This is a genomic window from Streptomyces shenzhenensis (assembly GCF_003688995.1).
Taxonomy (GTDB): domain Bacteria; phylum Actinomycetota; class Actinomycetes; order Streptomycetales; family Streptomycetaceae; genus Streptomyces; species Streptomyces shenzhenensis_A.
In genome coordinates, this window is record NZ_PENI01000007.1 from 296,584 (window position 1) to 320,860 (window position 24,277).

Below are 24,277 nucleotides of genomic sequence, written 5' to 3' on the forward strand. Positions count from 1 at the left end.
GAGTGGGGCCCCGGCCCGGGGCTCACCGCCCTTCCGGCCTGCGGCCCCCGATGTCCTGGGCGGACGTGCGGCGGCCGGTGACGGAATCGCCCATGGTGAGGTGTTCGAGGACCTCGGCCAGTTCCTGGCAGGCCTGTTCCACGGACCGCCGGGTGTGCTGCTGTTCGGTGATGACCGCCGACAGCAGCAGCGCGGTCAGGGCCATCGTCCCGTTGAAGGCCTGAAGCTTCAGCACCACTTCCACCGGGGTCAGCCCCACGAACGACCCGACGTGGTCCGCCGCCGTGATGGTGACCAGGACGGATGTGAAGAGCGCGCACAGTGTGCTGCCCGCGACCTGGAAGCGCAGCGCCGACCAGATCAGCAGCGGGTGGACCAGGAAGAGCAGGCTCATGAAGCTGTACGCGGCCAGCGGTACGACGCAGCACGCGACCAGTGCCAGGGCCACGGCCTCCTTCCAGCGGCCGAGCCGCGGCGGCCACCGCGCGTGGTAGAGCGACAGCAGCACCGGCGTGACGAGCAGGACACCCATCGCGTCGCCCACCCACCACGCCAGGCACACGGGCCAGAAGCCCGACGCGGCGAGCCTGTCGGTCGTCAGGAGCATCAGGGTGCCGGCGACGGCACTGACGACCATGGCGAGCAGCGCCGCCAGGAACACCAGCGCGAGGCCGTCGCGCAACCGGCTCAGGTCGGTCCGGAAGCCGACGCGGCGCAGCATGAGGTAGGCGCACACCGGCGCGACCAGGTTGCCGGCGACCGTGCCGAGCATTTCGGGCCCGGGCTCGTTGATGGCCAGGAAGGCCAGCAGGGCGCCGACCGCGATGCCGGGCCAGCACTGTAATCCGAAGATCAGCAGGGCGGCCATGGCGACGCCGGTCGGCGGCCAGATCGGCATGACCGCGACGTTCTCGACGACGATCTGCCGCAGCAGCCCGAGCCGGGCGCCCGCGTAGTAGCAGACGGCGACCGTCAGCGCCGGGACGACCTGGGGACGCAGCTCCTGGGTACCCACCACAGCAGCCATGAGACACCGAGCCCGCCCACTCGGCGAGGCGAGAACCGTCCCACCCGTACCCATGACTGACCCCGCCGGACCCGACGGCGCCAGACCCGACGGCCTCGGAACCCAACGACATCAGCCCGGCACGGCGGGCCCGGCAGTGTCAGACCCGATGACGGCGGGCCCCAGCGGCATCAGCCCGGCCGCGGCGAATCCGGAGGCGCCAGACCCAACAACGTCCGAGCCCAGCAACATCAGACCGGCCGCGGCAGGCCCGGCAGAATCAGACCCGATGGCGTCGGAGCCCAGCAGGATCAAGCCCGACAACGCCGGGACCCAACCACGTCCGACCGCCACGGCGGGCCCCGCGGCGCCAGGCCCCATGACCTCGGCACCCGGCCGTGCCAGGGCGATCGCGACGGGTCCGACGGCAACAGACCCAACGACGCCCGAGCCCAGCAACATCAGGCCCGGCAGTGTCAAACCCCATGACCTCGGGCCCGGGCGGCGTCAAGTCAGGGCGGTCGCGGTGGGTTCGGCGGCAGCCGGTCGTAGCCGACGACGAGGACGGCCGCGTCGTCCTCGTGTCCGACGTGCTCGGCGCCCTTGACCACCGCACCGGCGAGCGCGTCGGCCTCCAGCCCCGCGACGGCCGCCCTTGCGGCGAGGCGCACGACCTGGTCGAGCCCTTCCTCCGCGGTCATGGCGGGCCCCTCCACCACCCCGTCCGTGAGCAGGACGACCACCCCGCCCACGGCGAGCCGGTTCCGGGCCACCGGGTACTCGGCCCGCGGACCGACGCCGAGCGGCGGTCCGCTCTCGCCCTCGGCCAGACCGGACCGCCCGTCCGCCGTGGCCCAGACGAACGGAAGGTGTCCGGCCCGCGCGCTCTCCAGGACACCGGCCGACGGGTCGAGCCGCAGGAAGGTGCAGGTGGCGAACAGCTCACTGCCCAGCGACAGCAGCAGGTCGTTCGTCCGGCCGAGCAGTTCACCCGGGTCGCTCGTGACCGTGGCGAGCGCCCGCAGCCCCGCCCGCACCTGCCCCATGAAGGCCGCCGCCTCGATGTTGTGGCCCTGGACGTCGCCGATGGACAGTCCGATCCGGCCATCGGGCAGGAGAAAGGCGTCGTACCAGTCGCCGCCCACGTCGAGGCCGTGGCAGGCGGGCAGGTAGCGCACGGCCAGCCGGATGCCCGGGGCGGTGGGCAGGTCCCGCGGGAGCATGCCGCGTTGCAGGGCGATGGCCAGTTCGACGTGGGAGCGCTGCAGCGCCGCGCGCTCGCGCGCCTGAGCGGTGAGCGAGCGGAGTCTGGCCAACAGCTCATCGCCGTCGTCCGTTACGGGCTTGCGGGGCATCGATCACTCCGGCCAGGCCGTCCTTACCGGGACGAATCCCTCGATTTTAGCCCCGGCGGATCACAGCCGTGTCAGTCCGCAGGCCGTCCGGACGGCGCCCGGCCGAAGTGCGTGGTGGGACGCTCCAGGCGTGCACCGTCCACCGTGATGTCGACGGCTTCGTTGTAGAAGGCGAGCAGCCCCCTGACCGCCGCGACCGCAGGCAGGGGATCCGGATAGCTCCAGACGACGTCGGGCGGGACGCCGGCCGCGCCCCGCCAGGACCAGTACCGGGCGGTGCCCTTGTAGGGACACCCCGTGCTGTGGCCGGTCGGGCGGAACAGGTCGAGGCGCACGTCCTCGCGGGGGAGGTAGTAACGGGTCGGCAGGCCCGTCTCGAAGAGCAGCACCGGGCGCCGGGTGTCGGCGACGACGGTGCCGTCGATCTCGACCCGGACATGGCGGCTGCTCGGCAGGGCGTCCACCCGCTTGTACGGGTCGCGCGGGTGGACGAAGATCTCTTCCTCCTCCTCGTACCAGTGGTCGAGGCCACGGCCGGTCCGCGCGGACCACTCGAAGGCGACGTGGCCGGCCAGGTCGGCGGCGGGGAAGGTCCAGGCCGCGTTCTCCAGCACCTCGCCGTCGAGGTCGAGGTCGTAGAAGATCCGCGAACCGGTGTGGGTACCGGTGCGGGGGCGCGCCGCCGGGCGCAGCAGGTCCGTGCGGACCTCGGCGCGCGGGAAGGCGTACAGCGGCACCGGGACGCCTGGCTCCCACACGAGGACCGGGTGCGGGCTGTCGACGACGGTGACGCCCCGCATGCGGCCGCGCACCCAGCGTCCGCTGGGCTCCCAGAGCAGGCCCTCGGGGGTGGCACGGACGGATGCGGCGGTGCGGGGTGCGCTCATGTCCTCTTCCCCTCGGATTCCCCTCGGATTCCCCTCGGACGGTCCGGGAGCCGACCACCGCAGACTACGACGGCCCGCGCGCCTCAGCCGACGTCAGCGGTCCCGCGCCGGTCCGGCCGTGGCGTCACCCTGGTCGAGATCAGGGAGCGGTACGGCGCTCGGCCCGCCCGTGGCGCGGGGTGCGCAGCGTGCCGGCCGTCCGCAGCAGCCGGTCGGCCGGTGCGCGCAGCCGGGGATGGGCCAGGACGGTGTTCCGCAGCCCGCGCACCGGGCGGCGCCACAGCCGGTGGGCCGCCGCCACCGGGTGGGGGCGGGTGGCGAACCCCTCCCCCACGCGCAGTTCGCGGGTCTTCAGCCAGTCCTTGTACTCCTTGTCCCCGCGCCCCAGATCCACGAGCGTCACCCCGTGCCGGCCCGCCGCCTCGGTCGTGCGCAGGTGCATCATCAGGCCGGGCGAGTAGTAGTGCAGGTCGGGGTCGTAGGCGGTGAACCAGGCCGCGAGCACCGTGCTCGACCTCGGTCCGAAGTGCGCGGCCACCGGCCGGTCGCCGGCGTAGAGCACGGACAGCACGCCGGTGAAGTGCTCCTCGCGGACCCGGAACAGGTGCTCCGTCAGATCGACGATCCAGGGCCGCGCGAACCGGTCCATCCGTCCCGTCCTGCGGTACTGGGCGGACTTCCAGCGCATGAGCCGCCGCAGCATCCGGGGGTCGCGCTCGTCGAAGACGAACCGCACCTCGCCGACGTCGCGGCCGATGCGGCGCTCCTTCTTCAGCGTCGTCCTGGCCAGCCCCGGGTAGGCGCCGCGCAGCCACTGCGCGTAGCCGCCGTCACCGGGTTCCACATCGATCACCGGCGAGGCGAACAACCCCGTCATATGTCCGGCGAACGGCCGCTGCTCCGCCACGAGGTGGTCGAACTCGAAGATGGACAGGCCGCAGGCGCGCAGCAGTTCCCGGACGTCCCAGGAGACGCCCGGCCGGTGCACGAGCGCCTGGCAGTCGGACAGGCCCAGGCCGATGGCCCGGCCGGTCCCGAGGGCGGTGCGCTCGTAAGGGAGGAAGCCGACGGGCTGCCCGGCCTCGTGCAGCACCGCCACCCTCGCCCCGCCGCGGTGCCGGCCGATCCCCAGCGCGAACTCGGGGGCCAGGAAGGGGTTGGCGTACTCCGGTGATTCGTCCATCGCCCGGTGCCAGGCCCCCATGTGGGTCTCGGTCAGTTCCTCGGGTCTGTGGATGGTGATGTCCACCTCAGCTCGGCCGCCCTTCCGCCGGCCCGGCGCAGGGCGTACCGGTGTCGAGCCAGGCCGTCGGGGCCGGTGCTCGGTCTGGTGCACGGCGCATGGATCGCATCGGTGACCTTCCCCCCTGTGCCGCGGTGTCCGCGTCCCGCCGCTTCTCTGGATGTCCGCTGGTCCGGATGTCCGTCGGCGCGTGCCGTGTCCGGGGTCGCCGGACCGCCGCTGCCCCGGATTCCGCATCGCGCCACGCTGACCAAACGTCGCGAAACAGCACGCACACTGTCAAGGGTGCCTGACGCAGCGGCAGTTCTCGGCCCGGACGGCGCACGGCGGCACGGCGCCCGGACGGCCTTCCCGCGCACGGGGCCGGCCGGCGGTGCCGCTTCTGGTCCGGGCGCCGGTTCGGTGACAAGATCGGCGGAAACCGGGCCGGAAGGGGCAGGCCGATGAAGCTGCACACCCGTCAGTGGGGCGACGGCGACCGGACCGCCGTACTCGTCCACGGGATCATGGCGGACCACAGGACCTGGCGCCGCGTCGGACCGGCGCTGGCCGACAAGGGCTACCGGGTGGTCGCGGTGGACCTGCGGGGGCACGGCGCGAGCGGGCGGGGCGAGTACAGCGCCGCCGGCTGGGCCGGCGACCTCGTCGACACCCTCCCGGCCGCCCCGGAACTGGCGATCGGGCACTCACTGGGCGCGATGGCGCTGTCCGGCGCCGTCGAGCGGCTCGCTCCGGCCCGGGCCGTGTACTGCGACCCGGCCTGGGAGCTGCGGCCGGAGGCCGGTGCGGGGGCGGCACGGTTCGCGGCCTTCAAGAACGCCACCCGGGACATGATCACGAACCTGAATCCGCGCTGGGAGGAGGCCGACGTGGACGTGGAACTGGCCACGCTCGCGGCCTGGGATCCCGAGACCGCGCGCGCGATCGCCGACGTGTACGCGGTGAGCCGGACGCCGGCCCGTGCGGTGGTGCCCTCGCTGGTGCTGACGGCCGATCCGAGCACCCTCGTGACCCCCGGTCTGCAGGGGCAGTTGGCGCGGCGTGGCTTCGAGGTGCGGACGGTCGGCGGGGCCGGCCACACCCTCCACCGCGACGACTTCGACGGCTTCATGAAGGCGCTGAGCGGCTGGATCTGAGCGCGACGGTGCCGCGCCGCGGGCCGCGGCGGTTCGTACACTGATCGCCCGGTGCCGCGGCGGAGGAGGTGGCCACGGATGGAACACGGCACGGAACGGCACCCCGCTGGACTGTTCGTCGGGCTGTGCACCCTGGACGTCGTCCAGCTGGTGGACCATGTGCCCGGGCCCGACGAGAAACTGACGGCCCATGACCAGCTGGTGGCCGCCGGGGGTCCCGCCGCCAACGCCGCCGCCGGCTTCGCCCATCTGGGCGGCCGGGCGAGGCTCCTGACCGGGCTCGGCCGCCATCCGCTGGCGCTGACCGCCGCGGCCGACCTCACGGCGCTGGGCGTGACCGTCGACGACCTGGCGGCCGGCACGGCCGAGCCGCCCGCGGTCTCGTCGGTCCTGGTGACCGCGGCGAGCGGGCGGCGGGCGGTCGCCTCCACGAACGCCGGCCGCCACCGGCTCACCGCGCCGGACGGCCTCGGCGCCCTGGTGGCCGGCTGCGACATCGTGGAACTCGACGGTCACCACATGGAGTTGGCGATCGCCGTGGCACGGGCGGCGCGGGCCGCGGGCCGTCCCACCGTGCTGGACGGCGGCAGCTGGAAGGAGGGCACACCGACCCTGCTGTCCTCGGTGGACGTGGCCGTCTGCTCGGCCGACTTCCGCCCGCCGGGCGCACGGACGCCCGCCCGGACCCTGGCGTATCTGCACGAGCAGGGGGTGACCTGGGCCGCGGTCAGCGGGGGCGCGGCCCCGCTCGTCTGGTCGGGCCCCGACGGGCAGGGAGTGGTCGAGGTGCCGCCGACCGCGGTGGCGGACACCCTCGGCGCGGGGGACTTCCTGCACGGGGCGTTCGCCTACCACTGGGCGTCCGTGGCGGAGCGGGACCGTGCCGATCACTTCGCCGTGGCCCTCGCACAGGCCGCGGAGGTGGCATCGCGCTCGTGCGCGACCTTCGGCACCCGCTCCTGGATGCGGAGGGGCTGACGGTCCGCCGCGGCGAACCGGGCCGGCAGCCGGTTGAACGCGCCGTTCAGCCGGCGTGGGCCGCGCAGCAGCGCGTTCTCCCGGTAGGGCGGCGGGCCTCGGGCGCGGTACCGGGGCGCCGGCGGGTTCAGGTCGGCGCGGTCACGGACGGGCGGGGGCGGACGGTGACGACGAGGATGTAGCCGCTGAGGACCAGCGACCACGCCGGGAACGCCAGCTCGGCCCAGGGGACGTTCGAGGAGACGAAGAGCAGGACGAGGGTGGCGAGGAAACCCAGCAGGGTCAGCCAGCGCGGCAGCACACCGCGGCGGTGGCCGAGCACCGACAGCGAGCAGATGAAGACGGCCGCCATGCGCATCGCGTATCCGGTCATCAGGGTGTAGGCGAAGTGGCTGCCGAAGTCCCAGGTCCGCAGCCCCGCGGTCGAACCGGGGGTGTGCACGATGTCCAGTACGGCGGCGGCCGCCGCTGCCGCGCCGAACATGGTGGCGACGAAGACCAGGCCGCTGCCGAGGAAGACGGTGGCGAGGAACCGGTCCTCGGCCTCGCCCAGGTGGCTGCGGACGACACCGGTGAACCAGAGGAAGAAGATGCCGGCGAACGGCACGAGCGCGAGCGCCGTGTGCACCGCGTTGCGCCGCGCCGAGTCGGTGCGGCCTGCGGCGGTGGCCGCCTCGACGCCTTCGGGGATGCCGATCCGGATGAGGACGATCGCCGCGGCGAACAGCAGCGCGAAGACGACACCGGCGAGCCCGGCGGCCCGTGGGGTCCGCAGTGCCCGCTCCCCCGACGGCGTTGTCCGCATGCCCGGCTCGCTTCCTGTGCGGCGGCTGATGCCACCAGCAAGCCGTCTGCCGCCCCGCGCCGCCACCGGAACACGCCCGAACGGCACACCCGGCGTCCGTCGCGGGGCGGGCGGGTCAGTCCTCGGTCCAGCCGTGCTTCTTGGCGAACTGGAGGAACTCGCGGCGGATCTGCACGATCTGCTGACCCGTCAGGGTCGGCGCCGCCTGCAGCAGAAGCTCCGTGATCTCGGTGGTGAACTCGACCGTCTGCAGCACGTCGCAGAGCGAATCGTCACCGACGGACCCCGACGCGGACCCGGCCCGTGGTGTCGCCCCCGGTGCCAGCCGGATCGACGACGCCTTGGGGCCCCGCTCGCCCTCCTCGACCTCGAACTCGACCTCGAGCCCGGTCCGCACCATGGACTCGGGGATAAGAAGGTCGTTCACATGCAGAAAGACGTCCTCGTCCCCGTGTTCCGGGGCGATGAACCCGTATCCGCGAACGCTGTCGAACCTCACCACACGGCCTGCTGCCACACCAAACCCCCAGACAACCCGGGCCACCTGCCCGAACGAATCAGCGCGCGAGTCTAGCAGCTGCCCCGATCCCCTTCATCCGACGGTGACCACGCGGTTCACCCCACCCGGTGCGAGCGGCGAATCGCTCCGGCCGGGCGCGCCGGTGGGCGAGCGCACCGAGCGCGAAGCAAGCCACGTACTGCGGTACCCGGGCGGGCTCGACCTGGAGGAAGTCCAGGACCGGGATCCGCTCGTCGAGCGGGAGACGCACCCGCGCGAGGAACGCGGCGAGAGCGACGGCCGCAGTGAGCGCCACCAGGGCGGCGTGCCCGGGCGACGGGCAGGCGGCGCGTGTCCGGCCGCTCCGGGTGCGGTGCAGCAGTCCGCCCGCCCGGGTGGGCGCGGCGTGCGGCTTCGTGAGGTGGGCTTGTTGAACGTTCTCTCTCCGGGGGAGACTTCTACAACAGTGTAGATTGCGGATGTCGCCGGTACGCCGTGCCGGTCGGCTTCGCCACCGGGAGGGCTTTTCTGATGTTCGGCTTGAGCGAACTGGCCGTGATCCTCATCGTCGTCATCGTGGTCCTGGGCATCAAGAAGCTGCCCGAGCTGACGCGTTCGGCGGGCAAGGCGGCCCGGATCTTCAAGAGCGAGGCCAAGGCACTCAAGGAACAGGACGCGCCGGGCGGCTCGCCCGCCGCCGGGAACGTGGTCAGCGGCACCGTGGTCGACCGGGACGGTTCACCCCGCACCTGACGGCGCCCCGCGCCGGCCCGCACGCCGGCGCGTCAGGCGCCGACCGCCCGGCCCGCCTTCGCCCAGTTGGCGTGCAGCTTGTCGAGGTAGGCCCGGGCCTGGCTGCCGGGCGGCGTGCCCCGGGCGAAGGCCAGCATGTTGCCGGCGCCCGTGTTGTAGCCCAGGGCCAGCAGTTCGTTCCTGTCGTAGGCGGCGGCCCACCGGTCGGGGAGCTGGGCGGCCAGGTCGTGCAGATGCCAGGCCTCGGCCTCTATGGCGAGGTCCCGGTCGTCGGGCAGCTCCTCCCATCGGCGGTCCGCGAAGTCCCGGCCCTTCTTGGTCTCGTCGAAGGCGGCGCGGTGCATGTTCGCGATGCCGAAGGAGGCGTCCGGCTTGTACTTCTGCCAGGCCCGTTCCAGGCCCGGATCGTGCGGCTTGTACGCCTCGTTGTAGAGGATCGCCATCAGCAGCTGGGCGCTGACGCCAGTGCGCCGGGCCCAGTCGCGGGCCTGGGGAGCGTAGTCGGCGGGGTCGTAGGAGGACGCCGCCGCCGCGGACGCGGTGGCCGAGGGCCGGCCGGTCGGTGTCGGCGAGGGGGTGGCGGACGACCCCGCGGGCGGCGGGGTGTCGCCCTGCGGGGTGTTGGCGGCGCGCACGATGACATACACCGCGAGGGCGAAGACGAGCACGGGCAGCCAGCGCCAGCGTCCCGGCACCCGGGAATCGGACATGTCCCGTCCTCTCTCGCATCCCTCCCTCGCCAGCACCCTTGTACCGCACCGGGACTAAGACCCCTGTGAGGCTGCGCCGTGCGGCCCCGTACGGTCCCGCCGCGCCGCGGTGCCGCGGCGGGACCGGGCGGTCACTCCTCCTCGTAGTAGTTGTTGACCACGACCTCGGGTTCGTCGTCGGAGAGTGCCTCGTTCAGCAGGGCGCCGCCGACCAGGCCCGCCGCGCCCGCGCCGATGAGCGCGCCGGTGCCGAAGCGGCGTCCGCCCTGCTGCTGTTGGTCGCCGTGCGGGGCCGGGTAACCCTGCTGGGGGTAGCCCTGTTGCGGATACCCCTGCTGCGGGTAGCCCTGCTGCATCGGCTGCGGATACCCCGGCTGGGGCGGCGTGTAGTACGGCGGCGCCGTGGTCTGCACCCGCTGCGCGCAGCCGCCGCACGCCTGGACCGGGCGCGGCACACCCCACTGCGGGGACCAGGTCACCATCGTCGCGCCGGGACCGTGGTCGGGGTCGAAGAAGCACGTCACGGGGGAACTCCCTGAGGGTTGGGGTGAGCCGGGGTATGCCGGGGCGGGCGTGGAGACGAGGGTCGGCGTCGGCACCACGGGCGCGGACGGCGGCACGGACACGGGCGGAGCCGCGGCGGCGGGCGGCGGCAGGTACGCGGTCGTGCTCGCCGGCGGCGGCGTGACGGGATCCGGGCCGGGCTCCGGCTCGCGCAGGACGTCCACGCCGTAGTCGGCGGCGATGCCCGCGAGCCCGGCGGCGTACCCCTGTCCGATCGCGCGGAACTTCCACTCGGTGCCGTGCCGGTACAACTCGCCGAAGACCAGCGCGGTCTCGTTCGACAGACCGCCGGCGGCGAGGTCGTAGCGGGCCAGTTCGGCGCCGCCGTGCCGGTCGAGCACGCGGATGTGCGCCCGGTGGACCTGCCCGAAGGACTGGCCGCGGGCCGCGCCCTCGTAGAGGGAGACCGGGAAGACGATCTTCGTCACCTTCGCCGGGACGCGATCGAGGTCGACGTGGATCTGCTGGTCGTCCGCGCCCATCGGGCCGCCGCCACCGGAGTGCCGGACCGAACCGTCGGGGCTGTTCAGGTTGTTGAAGAAGACGAAGTACTCGTCGGACAGCACCTTGCCCGACGCGTCGCACAGGAGCGCGCTGGCGTCCAGGTCGTAGCCCGTGTTCGCCTGCCAGCCCAGGCCGACCGTCACCGCGGTCAGGCCCGGGGCCTGCCGGCCCAGTGCCACGTTGCCGCCCTTGGTCAGGGGCACACTCATGCATGTCCTCCGCTGCTGCTTCCGCATCCTGTGTTCGTCGTGATCAACGCGAGCCCAGCTCTTACAGTTCCCCGATTGCGCAATAAATGAAGTAACCGCATGCGTCTGATCAGAGGTGGCCGACGATGGTGGGCAGCAGGTCCTGGAACGTCCGGCCGGCCGCGGGCTCCCCGATGGCCTTCAGCTGCCAGCCGCCCGTCCCGCGGTACAGCTTGGCCATGATCTGGGCGGTGTGCGTGCCGCCGCCGCTGAGGGTGTAACGGGCCAGTTCCTGCCCGGTGTTCTCGTCGACGAGGCGGCAGAACGCGTTCTGCACCTCGGCGAAGGTCTGTCCGGTGAACGAGTTGACCGTGAGGACGATCTGGTCGATGTGCGCGGGGACGCGGCCGAGGTCGACGAGGATGACCTCGTCGTCGTCGCCGGCGCCGCTGCCGCCGGTGAGGTTGTCGCCCAGGTGCCGCACGGATCCGTCGTCGCTGGTCAGATGCTGGAAGAAGGCGACGTCGGCGAGCTGCTCGCCGGCGAAGAGCAGCGCGGAGGCGTCCAGATCGATGTCCCGGGGACCGGCCAGCTTGGCCAGGAACCCCTTGCGCTGGGCGGCCTGCCAGCCGAGCCCCATCCGGACGGCGTTCAGCGCGGTGCCGTCGGACTTGCTCAGACTGATCTGCTGACCCTTGCTCAGATTGACCGACATACGTCGTCTCGCTTTCTTTCGCGGGGTGTTCGAGGGAGGTCTAGGGGGCGAGGGAATCGGGCAGCCGACGGCGCAGATAGGGCAGGACACCGCGTTCCAGGAGGGCCCGGTGCCACCGCCGCCGGGCCCGCGCGACGTCGGCCGCGCTCACCGGCCCGCGCGCTCCGTCCGGTTCGCCGGCCCGGTCCGGGACCGCCCGGGGCAGCGCCGGCAGGCCGACCGCCGCGGCGGCCACCGCGACCACGGCGAGCACCCAGCCCGCTGAGCGGACCGAGCCGGCGAACCCGAGGGCCGTGCCGGTGAGGAGCAGCCCGTATCCGATGAGCAGGAGAACGGCCGCGGAGACGGCGGAGATCGAGGGCAGCAGCACGGCCGGCGGCAGCCCGGAGCCAGCGGGTGGGCCGCCCGCGGCCGGTGGCGTCCGGCGGCCGGCCGTGGCGCGGGCGGCCGTGTAGGCGCGGTACTCGTCGTGGGCCGCGGCGGCGATCTCGGTGTCCGCCGCCAGCGCCCACGCCCGCAGCCGGGCCGCCGCCCCGCCGGTGGGATCGGCGCTCAGGGCCGAGCGGATCTCCGCGGTCTCCAGGGCCGCCCGGAGCACCTGCTCGAAGTCCGCCCGGTCTCCCGGACCCAGGCCCGGCACGCCGCTCACGCCCGTCCCCCGGGCGCCACGAGGGCCCGCTCGGCGCGGGTCCTCCGTCGGCAGTGCCGGCGTGTGAGGGCCGGGGGCGCGGCCCTCACACGGGTCTTCGGTGTGCCTCGCCCTGTCAGACATCGACTCCGAAGTCTGCGGCGATGCCCGCGAGGCCCGCGGCGTAGCCCTGGCCGACCGCGCGGAACTTCCACTCGGCGCCGTTGCGGTACAGCTCGCCGAAGACCATCGCGGTCTCGGTCGAGGCGTCCTCGGACAGGTCGTACCGGGCGATCTCGGCGCCGCCCGCCTGGTTCACCACGCGGATGAAGGCGTTGCGGACCTGCCCGAAGCTCTGGCCGCGCGACTCGGCGTCATGGATCGAGACCGGGAAGACGATCCGCTCCACCTCGGCGGGCACGGCGGCCAGGTCGACCTTGACGGACTCGTCGTCGCCCTCGCCCTCACCGGTGAGGTTGTCGCCGGTGTGCTCCACCGAACCCTCGGGGCTCTTCAAGTTGTTGTAGAAGACGAAGTGCTGGTTCGAGGGGACCTTGCCCGCGGAGGTCAGCAGCAGCGCGGACGCGTCGAGGTCGAAGTCGGCCCCGGTGGTGGTCCGTACGTCCCAGCCCAGCCCCACGAGCACGGCGCTCAGGCCCGGCGCCTCCTTGCTCAGCGAGACATTGCCGCCCTTGGCCAGGGAAACACCCATGCTTCATTCCTCCATGCGGTCGACTCGGGTCCGTGCCACGGCCCGAGCTAGAATCTACAGCACTGTAGAAGTAATCGCGGAGAGGGCGCGTACGGACGCGACCGAATGCGCCACCTGGCTCCGCGACGGGCCGAGGACGCGATGCGACGCGACGTCACCGGCGGCATCGGGCCGCGGGCACGCGTTCGGAGCGGGCCGGGGCCCTTGGCTCTATACGATGTGACGCCCCCGGGGCGAGGAGCCGGGCGGGGCGCAGCAGAAGGGAGACAGCGCGTGACGAAGCCGGATCCGCGCCGTCCGCGCCGGGCGCAGGGCGCGTTGGAGACACAGGTGCTCGCGGCGCTCCACGAGGCCGGCGGCCCGGTGACGGCGGGCTGGGTGCAGGACCATCTGGCCGCCGACCTGGCCTACACCACCGTGATGACGGTGCTGGCCCGGCTGCTGGCGAAGGACGCCGTCACCCGCCGGCGCGAAGGCCGCTCGTTCGTGTGGCTGCCCGCCGCGGACGGGGCCGGTCTCGCCGCGCTGAAGATGCACAAGGTCCTGGACGGCGAGCGGGACCGCAGGGCGGTGCTGGCCAGTTTCGTCACCGCGCTGCCGGAGGACGACGAGCAGTTGCTGCGCGAGCTGCTGGACCAGGTCGGCGACGAGGACTGACCGCATGGGGATCTTCGTCTTCCTGCCGCTGGTGCTGCCGCTGACCGCCTGGCCGATCGCGCGCCTGGCCGAGCAGCGACTGCACCCACGGACCGCGACGCTGCTGCTGACCGGTGTCTCCTCCGTCATGGCCCTGTGCAGCACGGTGTGTCTGGCGTTGCTGATGGTGGTCGGCACCGCGCAACTGCCCGGCAATCCGCTGCCGGACGGCTGGTCGGACTCCGAGGTGCGGGAGAGCGTGCCGCACCACGAGATCGTCGGCAAGGCCGCGATTCCCGCGCTGGTCGCGGTGGTCGGCGGCGGTCTGCGCGCCCTGCTGCACCACCACCGGTTACTGCGCCGCGCCCACCAGGCCCTGGCGGGACTGCCGCGTACGGCGGTGGCGGTGCTGCCCGATGCCGAGCCGTACGCCTACGCGCTGCCGGGCGGTCCGCGTGACCGCGTCGTCGTCTCGACGGGCATGCTCACCCGCCTCGCCCCGCGGGAGCGCCGGGCCCTGTTCGCCCACGAGCGCGCGCACCTCGCGGCCGGCCACCACCGTCATCTGCTGCTGGTCCGGCTGGCCGCCTGCGCCAACCCCTTCCTGTGGCCGCTGCGGACGGCCGTGGCCTATACGACCGAGCGCTGGGCGGACGAGGCGGCGGCTCAGGCCGTGGGCAGCCGCCGGGCCGTCGCCCGGGCGATCGGCAAGGCGGCACTGGTCACCCACGGCGCGCCCGCGACGGCGTTCGCCGGGGTCGCCGCGTTCGCGGCTCCGGGCCCGCTCCCCCGCCGGGTCGCGGCCCTGCTCGGACCGGCGCCCGTCGTGCGCGCGTGGCCGCCCATCTTCACCGCGGTGGGCCTGGCCCTGTGGACCGCCGCGACCGGGGCACTGCTGTCGGCGATGTTCTCGGCCAACTCGGCGGTCACGCTGCTGCTGCTCCTGCACGCGGCCACGCCCCTGTGACCCGGCCCGGGGCGGACGGGCGGCGCACCCGCCCGCCGCGGTGGCATCCGGCCGCAAGGGCGTTCGCTCACAGGTCGAACTCGTGGGGCGGCAGCCCCAGTGCGAAGCAGGCCTCGCGGACCACGGCGCGCTCGGTGGCGTCGAAGTCGCCGTCGGCGCCGCCGATGACGATGCCGATCTGGATCACCGCGCGGGCCTCGGCGGGCTTCTTCTTCGCCTTGGCGATCTCCTGGAGCACGCCGACCTTGCCGAAGTCGAAGTCGGCGGTCAGCTTGTCCAGGTTCTCCTCGAAACGGCGCCGCAGGTCGTCCGCGGGGAAGTTCTGCAGCACCTCGTTGCTGAAGATGAGCTGGGCGACGCGCTGCCGCTCGGACGGGTCGATCTTCCCGTCGGCCGCGGCCACCAGGGCGCACATCGCCATGCTCGCGTCGCGGAACGCACCGCTCTTCAGGTCGTTCTTCTTCGCCACCAGCTGATTCTGCATCTGCGACGCCGAATCCTTGATGCGGTCCCACAGGGCCATGTCGACTTCCCTCGCTCCGGGGCCGCCGCAGCGCGCACGAAGCCGCACCGGCAGCCGCCTACTTCTACAGTGCTGTAGAAGATAGCAGCAGGCGACCACCCTCCGTGCCGGTCTAGCGGATGGCGCGGTCACCCCGTTCCCGCATCCGCGCCTCCTCGATGCGGCCGAGCAGGAACGGCGTCATCCCCCGCTCCAGCAGGGCGAGTTCCCAGGCCGCACGCGCCGCGGCCACCTCCGGGTCGGCGTCGGCCGGGGTGCCGCGCTCCTCGCCGGAGCGGTTGCGGACCGCCGTCGCCAACAGCCAGATCAGATCGCCGATCGCCGCCCCGGCGGCCACCGCTGCCGCGAGCAGCCCCGCCATGATCAGGCCGTCGCCGACGTAGGGACGGCCGCCGACGGCGCGCAGGCCGTACCCGGACAGCAGGAAGACGGCGGCGGCCACGGCCGACAGGCTCGGCACGAGCACCGCGAACAGGGCCAGGAGACCGCCCGCGCGGCGCGGCGTCGCCCCCGCGTCGCCCTCGGTCTGCGCGCGGCCGGCGCGCCCGGCGGCCGCCGCTCTCGCGGCGAGGTAGTCCTGGTACTCGACGGCCGCCGCCGCCGTGATGGCCGTACGGGCCGACGACGCCCGGGCGTGCAGCCGCTCCCGGTCGAGCGGCGCGCCGGGGCGTGCCAGCGCCTCCGCGATCTGCCCGGAGCCCAGGGCTTGCGCGAGCACCCGCTCGAACACGACGCCGAGCTCCGTACCGGACTGCGCGGGATCCGCCATGTGTCCCCCGAAGTGTGAAGGCCGGCGGCGCCCGCGAGGTACGCGGCGGCCTGCCGAACTGTGGCTGAGGAGTGGCGAGTCTAATGGTTCCCGGATTGCGCAACCTCTAAAAACTCGTCGGGGGACGGCCACGTGGGGGCCATGGGTCCGGCGCGCCACTTGCGTGCACCGGCGGAGGCGGCAGCGGGACCCGCCGCCGCCTCCGCCCGGATCCTCGGTGCGGCCCGGTCGGCTATGCGGCCACCCGGAACCGGCGCAGCCGGAGGCTGTTGCCGACCACGAAGACCGAGGAGAAGGCCATCGCCGCACCGGCGATCATCGGGTTGAGCAGGCCCGCCGCGGCAAGGGGCAGGGCGGCGACGTTGTAGGCGAACGCCCAGAACAGGTTGGACCGGATGGTGCCGAGCGTGCGGCGGGCGAGCCGGATCGCGTCGGCGGCGACGCGCAGGTCCCCGCGGACGAGCGTCAGATCGCCGGCCTCGATCGCCGCGTCGGTGCCGGTACCCATGGCCAGGCCCAGGTCGGCCTGGGCCAGCGCCGCCGCGTCGTTGACGCCGTCGCCGACCATGGCGACCGAACGGCCCTCGCCCTGGAGGCGCTTGACGACGTCCACCTTGTCCTGCGGCAGCACCTCGGCGATGACGTGCTCGGGCGCGATGCCGACCTCGGCGGCGACCGCCTCGGCCACGGCACGGTTGTCCCCGGTGAGCAGGATCGGGGTCAGTCCGAGGCCGCGCAGGCGCCGGATCGCCTCCGGGCTGGTGTCCTTGACGGCGTCGGCGACTTCGAGGACCGCGCGGGCCTCCCCGTCCCAGGCGACCACGACGGCCGTACGGCCCGCCGCCTCGGCCGCCGCCTTCGCGCGCCGCAGCCCCTCCGGCAGGGCCATGGCCCAGTCGGCGAGCAGCTGCTCCCTGCCGACCAGGACGGCGTGCCCGTCGACCACGCCCTGCACGCCACGGCCCGGGACGTCGGCGAAGTCCTCCGGAGCGGGCAGCGGTCCGGTCCGGTCCGCCGCGGCGGTGGCGACGGCCCGCGCCACGGGGTGCCCGGAGGCGTGCTCCAGGGCGCCGGCGAGGCGCAGCACGTCGTGCTCGTCGGTGCCCTCGGCCGGGTGCACGGCGCGCAGGGTCATGCTTCCGGTGGTGACGGTGCCGGTCTTGTCGAGCACGACGGTGTCGGCCCTGCGGGTGCTCTCCAGCACCTCGGGTCCCTTGATGAGGATGCCGAGCTGGGCGCCCCGGCCCGTGCCCACCAGCAGTGCGGTCGGGGTGGCGAGCCCGAGGGCGCACGGGCAGGCGATGATCAGGACGGCGACCGCGGCGGTGAAGGCGGCGGTCGGTCCGGCGCCGTTGCCGAGCCAGAAGCCGAGCGTCGCCACGGCCAGGGCGATCACGACGGGGACGAAGACACCGGAGATCCGGTCGGCGAGCCGTTGCGCGGCCGCCTTGCCGTTCTGGGCGTCCTCGACGAGCCTGGCCATGCGGGCGAGTTGGGTGTCGGCCCCCACCCGGGTGGCCCGCACGACGAGGCGTCCGCCGGCGTTGAGGGTGCCCCCGGTGACGGCGTCCCCGACGCCCGCCTCGACCGGGACGGACTCGCCGGTGAGCATGGAGGCGTCCACCGCGGATGCGCCCTCGACCACGGTGCCGTCGGTGGCGATCTTCTCGCCCGGGCGCACGAGGAAGCGGTCACCGGCCCGCAACTCGCCTATGGGGAGCGGGTGTTCACGGCCGTCGCGGAGCACGGTGACCTCCTTGGCGCCGAGTTCCAGCAGCGCCTTGAGCGCGGCGCCCGCCTTCCGCTTGGACCGTGCCTCGAAGTACCGCCCGGCCAGGATGAAGGCCGTCACGCCGGCGGCCGCCTCCAGGTAGATGTTCCCGGTCCCGTCGGTGCGGGCGATGGTCAGCTCGAAGGGGTGCGTCATGCCGGGCATCCCGGCCGTGCCGAGGAACAGCGCCCACAGGGACCACAGGAAGGCCGCCGACACACCGACCGAGATCAGCGTGTCCATGGTGGCGGCACCGTGCCGGGCGTTGGTCCAGGCGGCGCGGTGGAAGGGCCAGGCCGCGTACGTCACCACGGGGGCCGCCAGGGTGAGGGACAGCCACTGCCAGTACGTGAACTGCAGGGCCGGGACCATCGCCATGGCGATCACCGGCGCGGCGAGGACGACGGCGGTGGTCAGCCGCCGGCGCAGGGTGCGCAGTTCGTCGTCCGGGCGGCCGGCCCCGGCGTCCGGGGCGGCGGGTTCGGGGCGCGGCTCGTGCGCCGTGTAGCCGGTGGCCTCGACGGTGGCGACGAGGTCCGCGACGGCCACACCGCCGTCGAAGGTGACCTTGGCCTTCTCGGTGGCGTAGTTGACGGTGGCCCGGACACCGTCCATGCGGTTGAGCTTCTTCTCGATCCGCGCGGCGCACGAGGCGCAGGTCATGCCGCCGATGGCGAGTTCGACCTCGGCGGCGCCGGAAGCGAGGGTGGTCATGTCGGTTCCTCCGAGCTGTCGGCTGCGGCGCCGTGCACTTCATACCCCATGGGGGTACTTCGACGAGATCCAATCTATACCCCCACCGGGTATTAGGCTCAAGGGCCGAAAGGACTTGACTTGATACCCCTAGGGGGTATCTTCGGGCGCAGTCGGGTCGCCGGGCGGGCGGCCGTGGAACCAGGAGGAACCCATGCACACGGGACTGCGGATCACCGTCTTCGCCGCCGCGCTCGCCGCGACCTTCGGCACCGCCTACGGCCTGGGCAGCGGCCTCGGCGAGGTCGCCCCCGAGCCCGGGCGGCCGGCCCCCGCGCACGAGCGCGGCCACGACCCGGCACAGCGGGGCCAGGAGGCGGCGCCGCCCGGCGGGCCGCACGCCTCCGCGGGCGGATACACCCTCGTCCTGCGGACCCCGACCGTCGCGGCGGGCCGCGGCGGCAGCCTCCGGTTCGTGATCGTCGAGAACACGACGGGCCGTGCGGTCACCGCGTACGACCGGGAGCACGGCAAGGAGCTGCACCTGATCGTCGCCTCGCGGGACCTGACCGTCTTCCGGCATCTGCACCCCGTCCGCGCGGCCGACGGCACCTGGTCGGGCCCCGTCGAGCTGCCGGAGGCGACGGGATATCGCGTCTTCGCGGACTTCACCCCGCGCGGCGGCGCAGGGCTGACCCTCGGCGCGGACCTCACGGCCACCGGACCGAAGACACCGGCGCGGACCCCGGCCCCGAGCCGCACCGCCCGCGTGGACGGCTACGAGGTGACGCTGCACGGCGCTCTCACGCCGGGCAGGCCGAGCGAGCTGCGGCCGGCGGTGGCCGCGGACGGCAGGCCCGTACGCGACCTCCAGCCGTATCTGGGGGCGTACGGCCATCTGGTCGCGCTGCGGTCCGGCGATCTCGCCTATCTGCATGTGCATCCGAACGGCGAGCCCGGGGACGGCGTGACCCGGCCCAGGCCGGAGATCTCCTTCACGGCGACGGCGCAGAGCGCCGGCACCTACCGCCTCTTCCTGGACTTCCGGCACGCCGGAGTGGTCCGGACCGCGGCGTTCACGGTGACGGCCGGGTCCGACGGGGCCGGCCAGGGGACGGCGCGGCCCGGGGCGACGGCGGAGCACGGGCACTGATCCCGGGCTCCGGGCCCGCGGCACCGGGCAAGGGATGGCCGACCGCCGCGGGGTGGGGCACGCTGGATGTCATGGGTGACCGGCAGGTCGTCGCGGGTCTCGGGCAGCCATGGCAGTCGAGTCAGGCGCTGCTGCTCCTTCCGCTCGCGCTCATCGCCGTGATCACCGGGGTGGAGGTCCACTCACCCGAGGACTTCCATCTGGCCTCCGCGCTGGTCATCGCCCCGGCGCTCACCGCGTCCTTCGCCGGCCCGCGCACGACGGCGGCGATCGGGGCGCTGACCGTGGTGGCCCAGGGCCTCATCGGGCTGCTGCACGGCGAGCTGGCCACCGCCAACCGCATCGTGCAGCTCATCACCCTCACGGTGCTGTCGGTGCTGGTCGTGATCTACTGCGCGATCCGGGACCGGCGCCATGCGCAGCTGGTCCGGGTCCGCTCCGTGGCCGAGGCCGCCCAGCACGTCCTGATGTGGCCGCTGCCGGAGCGGATGGGGCTGCTGCGGATCGCCTCCCTGTACCTGGCCGCCGAGGACGAGGCCCAGATCGGCGGCGACCTGTACGCGGCCACCCGCGCGTTCGGCGGGGTACGTGTGCTGATCGGTGACGTACGCGGCAAAGGACTGTCCGCGATCGGGGAGGCGGCCACCCTGCTCGGTGCCTTCCGCGAGGCCGCACACCGGCGCCCCGTGCTGACGGACCTGGCCGAGTCCCTGGAGCAGAGCGTCCAGCGCTACGCGGCCGACTTCGAGCCGCCGGAGGAGGCCGGCGAGCGGTTCGCCACCGCCCTGCTGGTGGAGATCCCCGACGGTTACCCGGTGGTCCGGATGGCCACCTGCGGCCATCCGCCGCCCCTGCTGCTGTGCCAGGGCCGCAGGGTCACGGTCCCGACCCTGCATCCCTCGCCGCCCCTCGGGGTCCAGGGAATCGGGCTGGAGCCCGGGCCGGCCGGCCGCGAGCTGGACGAGATCCCGTTCGAGCCGGGCGACACCCTGCTGCTCTACACCGACGGCGTCATCGAGGCCCGCGACGCCGACGGCCGCTTCTACCCGCTGGCCGAGCGGGTGGCCCGGTGGTGCGACGCACCGCCGGACACCCTCGTCCAGCACGTGCAGCGCGATCTGGTCGCCCACACCGGCGGACGTCTGGACGACGACGCGGCCGTGGTCGCCCTGCACCGCACCTCCACGGCCCGCGGGCGGCAGCACGTCCGGATCATCGACACAGGCGCATTCCACCAGAGCACCGGTCCCGACCCCACCACCGGCTGACCGGGACCGCACTCTCCGCGGCCGACCGGCACCGGAGAGTGCGGATCGGGCCGGGACCCGATGAGTCCCGGCCCCGGTGGGTCACGGCTTGCGGGCCACCGCTCCGTACATCGCGATGTCCTCGTCGCGGATGTCCTTGTCGCCCGTGCCGTCCGGATACCACTTGTGGACCTGGACTATGCCCGGCTCGACCAGGTCGAGGCCCTCGAAGAACTCGTGGGCCTCGTCGATCGTGCGCAGCCGCATCGGCATGTTGCGGGCCGCGTACTCGCGGGAGACCCGGCCCACCTCCTCCGGCGCGAACTCGGCGGTGCCGATGGACATCGCCAGGTAGCTGCCGGAGGGCAGCGGCTCCAGGAGGCGGCGCACGACACCGACCGCGTCGTCCTCGTCGAGCATGAAGTGGACGATGGCGATCACCGTGAGCGCCACCGGCTTGCCGAGATCGAGGGTCTCGCGCAGCTCCGGAGCGTCCAGGATGGCCGCCGGGTCGCGGAAGTCGGCCTCGATGTACGCCGTCCTGCCCTCGGGGGCGCTGGCCAGCAGCCCCTGGGAGAGGGTGAGGACGATCGGGTCGTTGTCCACGTAGACGACCCGCGACTCCGGGGCCACCGCCTGGGCGATCTCGTGCAGGTTCGGCGAGGTGGGGATGCCGGTGCCGACGTCCAGGAACTGGCGCATGCCCGCCTCTTCGGCGAGCCAGCGCACGGCCCGGTTCATCCAGTCCCGGTTGGCACGCATATGGATGGGCAGGGCGGGCCACTCCTGCGCCATGGCGTCGCCCGCTTCCTTGTCAGCGGGGTAGTAGTCCTTTCCGCCCAGGATGTAGTCATAGATCCGTGCGGAGTGAGCGTTCTCGGTGTCGATACGGTCGGCCGGCCATCCGTTGTCGGGCAACGCCGTGTCTCCCATTCCAGTCGGGGTGCAGCAGGGGTCGGTGGAGCAAGCAAGCGATAGCAAGGTGGTTCACAGGAGGAAGTCGGCGTCACCCGACTTCACACCTGTCAGGAAACTGGTCATTTCTCGGGTGGTGAAAACCAGCGCCGGACCGCCGGGATCGGTCGACTGTCGCACGGCGACGCGCCCGTCGGCGAGCTTCTTCACTTCCACGCAGGCGCCGCCGGCGTCGTCGCTCCACGGCTTGGTCCAGCCGCGCGCGCCGAGGTCCAGGGATGGCATGCCGTTGTGTATGGGGTGGTGCACGTCAGAGCTCCTTGCGTATCGCACCGAGGACGGCCTCGGTCTTCCTGGCGGGCGCCGCCTGGGCGCCCAACCGGTCCAGGGACTCGCGGTACACCACGACGTCGTCGCTCTTGTCCAGGTAGACGGCGCCGACCAGGCCGTTGAGGTAGACGATGTCGGGGAGTTCGGGTGCCCGGAACCGGAAGAGGTGGTAGGCCCCGGCCCGCATGGCGGGATGCGGGCCGTTGGCGAACGGCATGATCTGGAGGGTCACCTGCGGCAGCCGGTTGACCTCGATCAGATGGTCGATCTGCGCGCGCATCACGGCGGAGCCGCCGACCGGCCAGCGCAGCACCGTCTCGTCCATCACGACCCACACCCGCGGCGGCTCCGCACGCGTGAGGAGCTCCTGCCGGCGCATGCGCAGCGCGACCCGCCGCTCCGTGGCCTCCGCCGGCGCGTGCGGATTGCCGGCGCCCAGCAGGGCGCGCGCGTACTCCGGCGTCTGGAGCAGCCCGTGGACGAACTCGTTCTCGTACGCGCGGATCTGCAGTGCGGCCTGTTCCAGGCTCAGATACGCGGCGAACCAGTCCGGCATGACGTCGCGGTACGTGTGCCACCAGCCGCGCTTGTTGGCCTCGCGCACGGACTGCAGGAAGGTGTCTATCTCCTGCCGGTCCCGCACGCCGTAGGTCTGCAGCAGCTTCTCGGCGTCGGCCAGCCGCAGCCGGGCCACCTTGGCGGCCTCCATCCGGCGGATGGTGGAGTGACTCACTCCGATGGCCTCGGCCGCCTGCTCGTAGGTCAGACCGGCCCGGTTGCGCAGTTCCTCCAGCTGCCGGCCGAGAATCATGCGAAGGACGGAAGGGGCGCCGCCCCAGTCGGTCTCCGCGGTCACGCTTACCCCCTCGCACCAGGTTCCAGGGTCACCGTCTCACGCGGTCGATTCCGGCGCCGCATTCGATCACTTGTTGACGCAAGCAGCATGCACGCGACCAGTTGCAAATTTCAACTTGCTGGTTGCGAGCGGATGTTGGCAGATGTCAGAGTGGACTCACTGACTCGGCTCACCGAATGAGCGGGCGAAACAGCCCAGTTGGGGGAGATTGGGCTGCAACCGGACGCCTACAGGCGTGTGTTGCCGCCCTCCCGTTCCGGACGGCCGACCGACGCGAGACCGACAGCCCCCCACTCGGCGAGGCCGGACGAAAGGCGTACGGCGATGACTCCGCCCTCTCTCCCCCAGCCACTGGACCGACTGCCCGACGACCGGTCCTCCGGTGCGCCGGCGGGGACTTGGCGGCCGGCGCTGCTGCCGGGCGGCGAGAGGTCCGCGAGCCCGCGCGCGGTCCAGTGGCCGCATCGCTCGCCGCAGTCGGCGAGCTCCACCAGACCACCCGGAGGCGAGCATGCCGGTCGACTCCCTGGGCCTGACGGCCTCGACCCACTCGCCTCCGGGGCTCAACCGCCCCGCCGTGCCCACGCGTTCGACCTGCCCGCGACCCCGGCGTCGGTCGGCGCGGCCCGCAGGACCGTGCGCGCGCTGCTGACCAGCTGGGGCACCGGCGAGGAGGTACGGGACAACGCGGCCGTCGTGACCTCGGAGCTGGTCACCAACGCGGTCACCCACTCGGCCAGCGAACGGATCGCCTGCCGGCTGCACAGCGCCGCGGGCCGGCTCCGCATCGAGGTCGAGGACCAGAACCGGGCCGCCGCGCTGCCGACGCCCCGCCGGCCGGACCCCGACGACCAGAGCGGACGCGGACTCCTCCTGGTCGAGGCGCTCAGCCGCGACTGGGGGGTCACCGGCACCCACCGGTCCGGACGCGTCGTCTGGGCCGAGCTGGCGGCGGACGCGGACGCCGCCCCGTCGGCGGCCCCCCATCCCGACCGGCCCACCCCCCACTCGGCCGAAGGACGTTCAGCCCATGGACCGTTGTTCCCCCAGCCCTGACCCGCGCGCACGGCACCACGCCCGCCGGGCCGCCCCGTCGTGCGGCCCGGACCACGACACGGTACCCGCCCGCGCCGCCGACCCGTCCTGGACGCCCACCCGCCCCAAGCCGGGCCTTCGAAATTGAGCGGGGTGTGACTTCGGGCAGCCTGCCGCACCGTCACTGGCGGTCAGCGGGAGATGAGTTGGACTCTTGATGCAGGAAGCCCGTGGTCGTGGGTGATCATGACTGTTCTCTACGCAGCTTAATCACCTGGACACACGTGCTTGGACAACAATACGACGTTGCTGCTCGACCTGGACGGCTTGGCCGTTCGGAAGGTTGAGCGGCTCGCGGACGGCACCCTGCGGGTGCACCTGACCACCGCAGACGAGGCGGCTCGGGCCTGCCCCTCCTGCGGGGTATTCGCCTTACATGCCAAGGGCTTCGTACAGACCCGCCCGCACGATCTGCCCTACGGCGAGGCGCCGGGCTGGAGCTGGTGTGGCGTAAGCGCTGCTGGTACTGCACCGAGCCGTCCTGTCCGCGCCGGACCTTCACCGAGCAGGTACGCCAGGTTCCGGCCGGGGCGAGGATCACCGAGCGGCTGCGCAGTGCGGCCGGGCGGCGGGTGCGCGACGCGGGTTCCACGGTCGTCCAGGCGTCCCGGGACCTGGGCCTGTCCTGGCCCACGGTGA

26 protein-coding genes are annotated in these 24,277 nt (G+C 73.2%); 9 read left to right on the forward strand and 17 right to left on the reverse strand.

The features are described 5' to 3' along the window. Positions 1–22: 22 nt before the first annotated feature. The 4 genes from CTZ28_RS14830 to CTZ28_RS14850 all read right to left on the reverse strand — a co-directional run bounded on the left by CTZ28_RS14830 (position 23) and on the right by CTZ28_RS14850 (position 4,497). A complete protein-coding gene (locus tag CTZ28_RS14830) occupies positions 23–1,027 on the reverse strand; it encodes an MASE1 domain-containing protein (RefSeq protein ID WP_183154402.1) in 1,005 nt (334 codons plus the stop codon). 491 nt (positions 1,028–1,518) lie between these two features. Beyond that, positions 1,519–2,361, reverse strand: a complete 843-nt coding sequence (locus CTZ28_RS14840; protein ID WP_121889817.1) for a PP2C family protein-serine/threonine phosphatase — start codon at positions 2,359–2,361, stop codon at positions 1,519–1,521. A gap of 71 nt (positions 2,362–2,432) precedes the next feature. Then, the gene (locus CTZ28_RS14845) at positions 2,433–3,248 is read right to left on the reverse strand and encodes a DUF427 domain-containing protein (RefSeq protein ID WP_121889818.1); all 816 of its coding nucleotides are present in this window, start codon (positions 3,246–3,248) and stop codon (positions 2,433–2,435) included. A 139-nt stretch (positions 3,249–3,387) separates the two neighbouring features. Beyond that, the gene (locus CTZ28_RS14850) at positions 3,388–4,497 is read right to left on the reverse strand and encodes a GNAT family N-acetyltransferase (RefSeq protein ID WP_259471624.1); all 1,110 of its coding nucleotides are present in this window, start codon (positions 4,495–4,497) and stop codon (positions 3,388–3,390) included. A 437-nt stretch (positions 4,498–4,934) separates the two neighbouring features. Between CTZ28_RS14850 and CTZ28_RS14855 the strand changes: the two genes are divergently transcribed. Both CTZ28_RS14855 and CTZ28_RS14860 read left to right on the forward strand, forming a co-directional pair. Continuing rightward, positions 4,935–5,627 (forward strand): alpha/beta fold hydrolase, encoded by a 693-nt coding sequence (locus CTZ28_RS14855; protein ID WP_121889819.1) that lies wholly within the window; start codon positions 4,935–4,937, stop codon positions 5,625–5,627. Between the two features lie 78 nt (positions 5,628–5,705). Next, entirely contained in the window at positions 5,706–6,605 is a 900-nt protein-coding gene (locus CTZ28_RS14860) for a PfkB family carbohydrate kinase (protein ID WP_121889820.1), read from the forward strand. 127 nt (positions 6,606–6,732) lie between these two features. Here the strand turns inward: CTZ28_RS14860 and CTZ28_RS14865 are convergent, their stop codons facing one another. Together CTZ28_RS14865 and CTZ28_RS14870 are read right to left on the reverse strand one after the other, a co-directional pair. Beyond that, positions 6,733–7,410 carry a hypothetical protein gene (locus CTZ28_RS14865; RefSeq protein ID WP_121889821.1) on the reverse strand — a complete coding sequence of 226 codons (678 nt, stop codon included), beginning with the start codon at positions 7,408–7,410 and terminating at the stop codon, positions 6,733–6,735. Positions 7,411–7,525: 115 nt separating this feature from the next. Then, complete coding sequence (locus CTZ28_RS14870) at positions 7,526–7,912, reverse strand: cold shock domain-containing protein (protein WP_398655955.1); 387 nt, start codon at positions 7,910–7,912, stop codon at positions 7,526–7,528. Between the two features lie 528 nt (positions 7,913–8,440). On the opposite strand from CTZ28_RS14870, the gene CTZ28_RS14875 reads away from it, so the two are divergent. Then, a complete protein-coding gene (locus tag CTZ28_RS14875; RefSeq protein WP_121889823.1) occupies positions 8,441–8,662 on the forward strand; it encodes a twin-arginine translocase TatA/TatE family subunit in 222 nt (73 codons plus the stop codon). Between the two features lie 32 nt (positions 8,663–8,694). Here CTZ28_RS14875 and CTZ28_RS14880 read toward each other — a convergent pair whose 3' ends face one another. The 5 genes from CTZ28_RS14880 to CTZ28_RS14905 all read right to left on the reverse strand — a co-directional run bounded on the left by CTZ28_RS14880 (position 8,695) and on the right by CTZ28_RS14905 (position 12,683). Then, positions 8,695–9,372: a lytic transglycosylase domain-containing protein gene (locus tag CTZ28_RS14880; RefSeq protein WP_183154403.1), complete on the reverse strand. Its 678-nt coding sequence runs from the start codon at positions 9,370–9,372 to the stop codon at positions 8,695–8,697. 131 nt (positions 9,373–9,503) lie between these two features. Beyond that, positions 9,504–10,649: a TerD family protein gene (locus tag CTZ28_RS49280; protein ID WP_121889824.1), complete on the reverse strand. Its 1,146-nt coding sequence runs from the start codon at positions 10,647–10,649 to the stop codon at positions 9,504–9,506. 109 nt (positions 10,650–10,758) lie between these two features. Beyond that, positions 10,759–11,343 carry a TerD family protein gene (locus tag CTZ28_RS14895; RefSeq protein WP_121889825.1) on the reverse strand — a complete coding sequence of 195 codons (585 nt, stop codon included), beginning with the start codon at positions 11,341–11,343 and terminating at the stop codon, positions 10,759–10,761. Positions 11,344–11,383: 40 nt separating this feature from the next. Next, complete coding sequence (locus tag CTZ28_RS14900) at positions 11,384–11,992, reverse strand: hypothetical protein (RefSeq protein ID WP_121889826.1); 609 nt, start codon at positions 11,990–11,992, stop codon at positions 11,384–11,386. A gap of 115 nt (positions 11,993–12,107) precedes the next feature. Further along, complete coding sequence (locus CTZ28_RS14905) at positions 12,108–12,683, reverse strand: TerD family protein (RefSeq protein ID WP_121889827.1); 576 nt, start codon at positions 12,681–12,683, stop codon at positions 12,108–12,110. A 273-nt stretch (positions 12,684–12,956) separates the two neighbouring features. Between CTZ28_RS14905 and CTZ28_RS14910 the strand changes: the two genes are divergently transcribed. Together CTZ28_RS14910 and CTZ28_RS14915 are read left to right on the forward strand one after the other, a co-directional pair. Continuing rightward, positions 12,957–13,340, forward strand: coding sequence for a BlaI/MecI/CopY family transcriptional regulator (locus CTZ28_RS14910; protein ID WP_121889828.1), 384 nt, complete (start codon positions 12,957–12,959; stop codon positions 13,338–13,340). A 4-nt stretch (positions 13,341–13,344) separates the two neighbouring features. Next, complete coding sequence (locus tag CTZ28_RS14915; RefSeq protein ID WP_121889829.1) at positions 13,345–14,286, forward strand: M56 family metallopeptidase; 942 nt, start codon at positions 13,345–13,347, stop codon at positions 14,284–14,286. 67 nt (positions 14,287–14,353) lie between these two features. On the opposite strand, the gene CTZ28_RS14920 is transcribed toward CTZ28_RS14915, so the two are convergent. From CTZ28_RS14920 to CTZ28_RS14930, 3 genes are all read right to left on the reverse strand, one after another. Further along, positions 14,354–14,809, reverse strand: coding sequence for a tellurite resistance TerB family protein (locus CTZ28_RS14920; protein ID WP_121889830.1), 456 nt, complete (start codon positions 14,807–14,809; stop codon positions 14,354–14,356). Between the two features lie 112 nt (positions 14,810–14,921). Then, on the reverse strand, positions 14,922–15,578 hold the full coding sequence (locus CTZ28_RS14925; RefSeq protein WP_121889831.1) for a hypothetical protein: 657 nt from the start codon (positions 15,576–15,578) through the stop codon (positions 14,922–14,924). A 232-nt stretch (positions 15,579–15,810) separates the two neighbouring features. Further along, complete coding sequence (locus CTZ28_RS14930; RefSeq protein ID WP_121889832.1) at positions 15,811–18,063, reverse strand: heavy metal translocating P-type ATPase; 2,253 nt, start codon at positions 18,061–18,063, stop codon at positions 15,811–15,813. Between the two features lie 193 nt (positions 18,064–18,256). On the opposite strand from CTZ28_RS14930, the gene CTZ28_RS14935 reads away from it, so the two are divergent. Continuing rightward, on the forward strand, positions 18,257–19,195 hold the full coding sequence (locus CTZ28_RS14935; RefSeq protein WP_121889833.1) for a hypothetical protein: 939 nt from the start codon (positions 18,257–18,259) through the stop codon (positions 19,193–19,195). A gap of 71 nt (positions 19,196–19,266) precedes the next feature. Beyond that, complete coding sequence (locus tag CTZ28_RS14940; RefSeq protein ID WP_121889834.1) at positions 19,267–20,463, forward strand: PP2C family protein-serine/threonine phosphatase; 1,197 nt, start codon at positions 19,267–19,269, stop codon at positions 20,461–20,463. Positions 20,464–20,544: 81 nt separating this feature from the next. On the opposite strand, the gene CTZ28_RS14945 is transcribed toward CTZ28_RS14940, so the two are convergent. The 3 genes from CTZ28_RS14945 to CTZ28_RS14955 all read right to left on the reverse strand — a co-directional run bounded on the left by CTZ28_RS14945 (position 20,545) and on the right by CTZ28_RS14955 (position 22,543). Then, positions 20,545–21,360 (reverse strand): SAM-dependent methyltransferase, encoded by an 816-nt coding sequence (locus tag CTZ28_RS14945; RefSeq protein ID WP_121889835.1) that lies wholly within the window; start codon positions 21,358–21,360, stop codon positions 20,545–20,547. A 69-nt stretch (positions 21,361–21,429) separates the two neighbouring features. Then, positions 21,430–21,642, reverse strand: coding sequence for a DUF397 domain-containing protein (locus CTZ28_RS14950; RefSeq protein WP_121889880.1), 213 nt, complete (start codon positions 21,640–21,642; stop codon positions 21,430–21,432). Between the two features lie 25 nt (positions 21,643–21,667). Beyond that, positions 21,668–22,543, reverse strand: coding sequence for a helix-turn-helix domain-containing protein (locus CTZ28_RS14955; RefSeq protein WP_121889836.1), 876 nt, complete (start codon positions 22,541–22,543; stop codon positions 21,668–21,670). A gap of 594 nt (positions 22,544–23,137) precedes the next feature. Between CTZ28_RS14955 and CTZ28_RS48260 the strand changes: the two genes are divergently transcribed. Continuing rightward, entirely contained in the window at positions 23,138–23,599 is a 462-nt protein-coding gene (locus CTZ28_RS48260; protein WP_310887609.1) for an ATP-binding protein, read from the forward strand. A gap of 482 nt (positions 23,600–24,081) precedes the next feature. Beyond that, a partial coding sequence (locus CTZ28_RS14965; RefSeq protein ID WP_147481150.1) for a transposase family protein occupies positions 24,082–24,277 on the forward strand: 196 nt, incomplete at its 3' end.

Excerpts from the sequence above, each read along its gene's own strand:
- CTZ28_RS14830 (WP_183154402.1), bottom strand. The coding sequence starts at position 1,027 with ATGGCTGCTGTGGTGGGTACCCAGGAGCTGCGTCCCCAGGTCGTCCCG.
- CTZ28_RS14840 (WP_121889817.1), bottom strand. The coding sequence starts at position 2,361 with ATGCCCCGCAAGCCCGTAACGGACGACGGCGATGAGCTGTTGGCCAGA.
- CTZ28_RS14845 (WP_121889818.1), bottom strand. The coding sequence starts at position 3,248 with ATGAGCGCACCCCGCACCGCCGCATCCGTCCGTGCCACCCCCGAGGGC.
- CTZ28_RS14855 (WP_121889819.1), top strand. The coding sequence starts at position 4,935 with ATGAAGCTGCACACCCGTCAGTGGGGCGACGGCGACCGGACCGCCGTA.
- CTZ28_RS14860 (WP_121889820.1), top strand. The coding sequence starts at position 5,706 with ATGGAACACGGCACGGAACGGCACCCCGCTGGACTGTTCGTCGGGCTG.
- CTZ28_RS14865 (WP_121889821.1), bottom strand. The coding sequence starts at position 7,410 with ATGCGGACAACGCCGTCGGGGGAGCGGGCACTGCGGACCCCACGGGCC.
- CTZ28_RS14875 (WP_121889823.1), top strand. The coding sequence starts at position 8,441 with ATGTTCGGCTTGAGCGAACTGGCCGTGATCCTCATCGTCGTCATCGTG.
- CTZ28_RS14880 (WP_183154403.1), bottom strand. The coding sequence starts at position 9,372 with ATGTCCGATTCCCGGGTGCCGGGACGCTGGCGCTGGCTGCCCGTGCTC.
- CTZ28_RS49280 (WP_121889824.1), bottom strand. The coding sequence starts at position 10,649 with ATGAGTGTGCCCCTGACCAAGGGCGGCAACGTGGCACTGGGCCGGCAG.
- CTZ28_RS14895 (WP_121889825.1), bottom strand. The coding sequence starts at position 11,343 with ATGTCGGTCAATCTGAGCAAGGGTCAGCAGATCAGTCTGAGCAAGTCC.
- CTZ28_RS14905 (WP_121889827.1), bottom strand. The coding sequence starts at position 12,683 with ATGGGTGTTTCCCTGGCCAAGGGCGGCAATGTCTCGCTGAGCAAGGAG.
- CTZ28_RS14915 (WP_121889829.1), top strand. The coding sequence starts at position 13,345 with ATGGGGATCTTCGTCTTCCTGCCGCTGGTGCTGCCGCTGACCGCCTGG.
- CTZ28_RS14920 (WP_121889830.1), bottom strand. The coding sequence starts at position 14,809 with ATGGCCCTGTGGGACCGCATCAAGGATTCGGCGTCGCAGATGCAGAAT.
- CTZ28_RS14925 (WP_121889831.1), bottom strand. The coding sequence starts at position 15,578 with ATGGCGGATCCCGCGCAGTCCGGTACGGAGCTCGGCGTCGTGTTCGAG.
- CTZ28_RS14930 (WP_121889832.1), bottom strand. The coding sequence starts at position 18,063 with ATGACCACCCTCGCTTCCGGCGCCGCCGAGGTCGAACTCGCCATCGGC.
- CTZ28_RS14935 (WP_121889833.1), top strand. The coding sequence starts at position 18,257 with ATGCACACGGGACTGCGGATCACCGTCTTCGCCGCCGCGCTCGCCGCG.
- CTZ28_RS14940 (WP_121889834.1), top strand. The coding sequence starts at position 19,267 with ATGGGTGACCGGCAGGTCGTCGCGGGTCTCGGGCAGCCATGGCAGTCG.
- CTZ28_RS14950 (WP_121889880.1), bottom strand. The coding sequence starts at position 21,642 with ATGCCATCCCTGGACCTCGGCGCGCGCGGCTGGACCAAGCCGTGGAGC.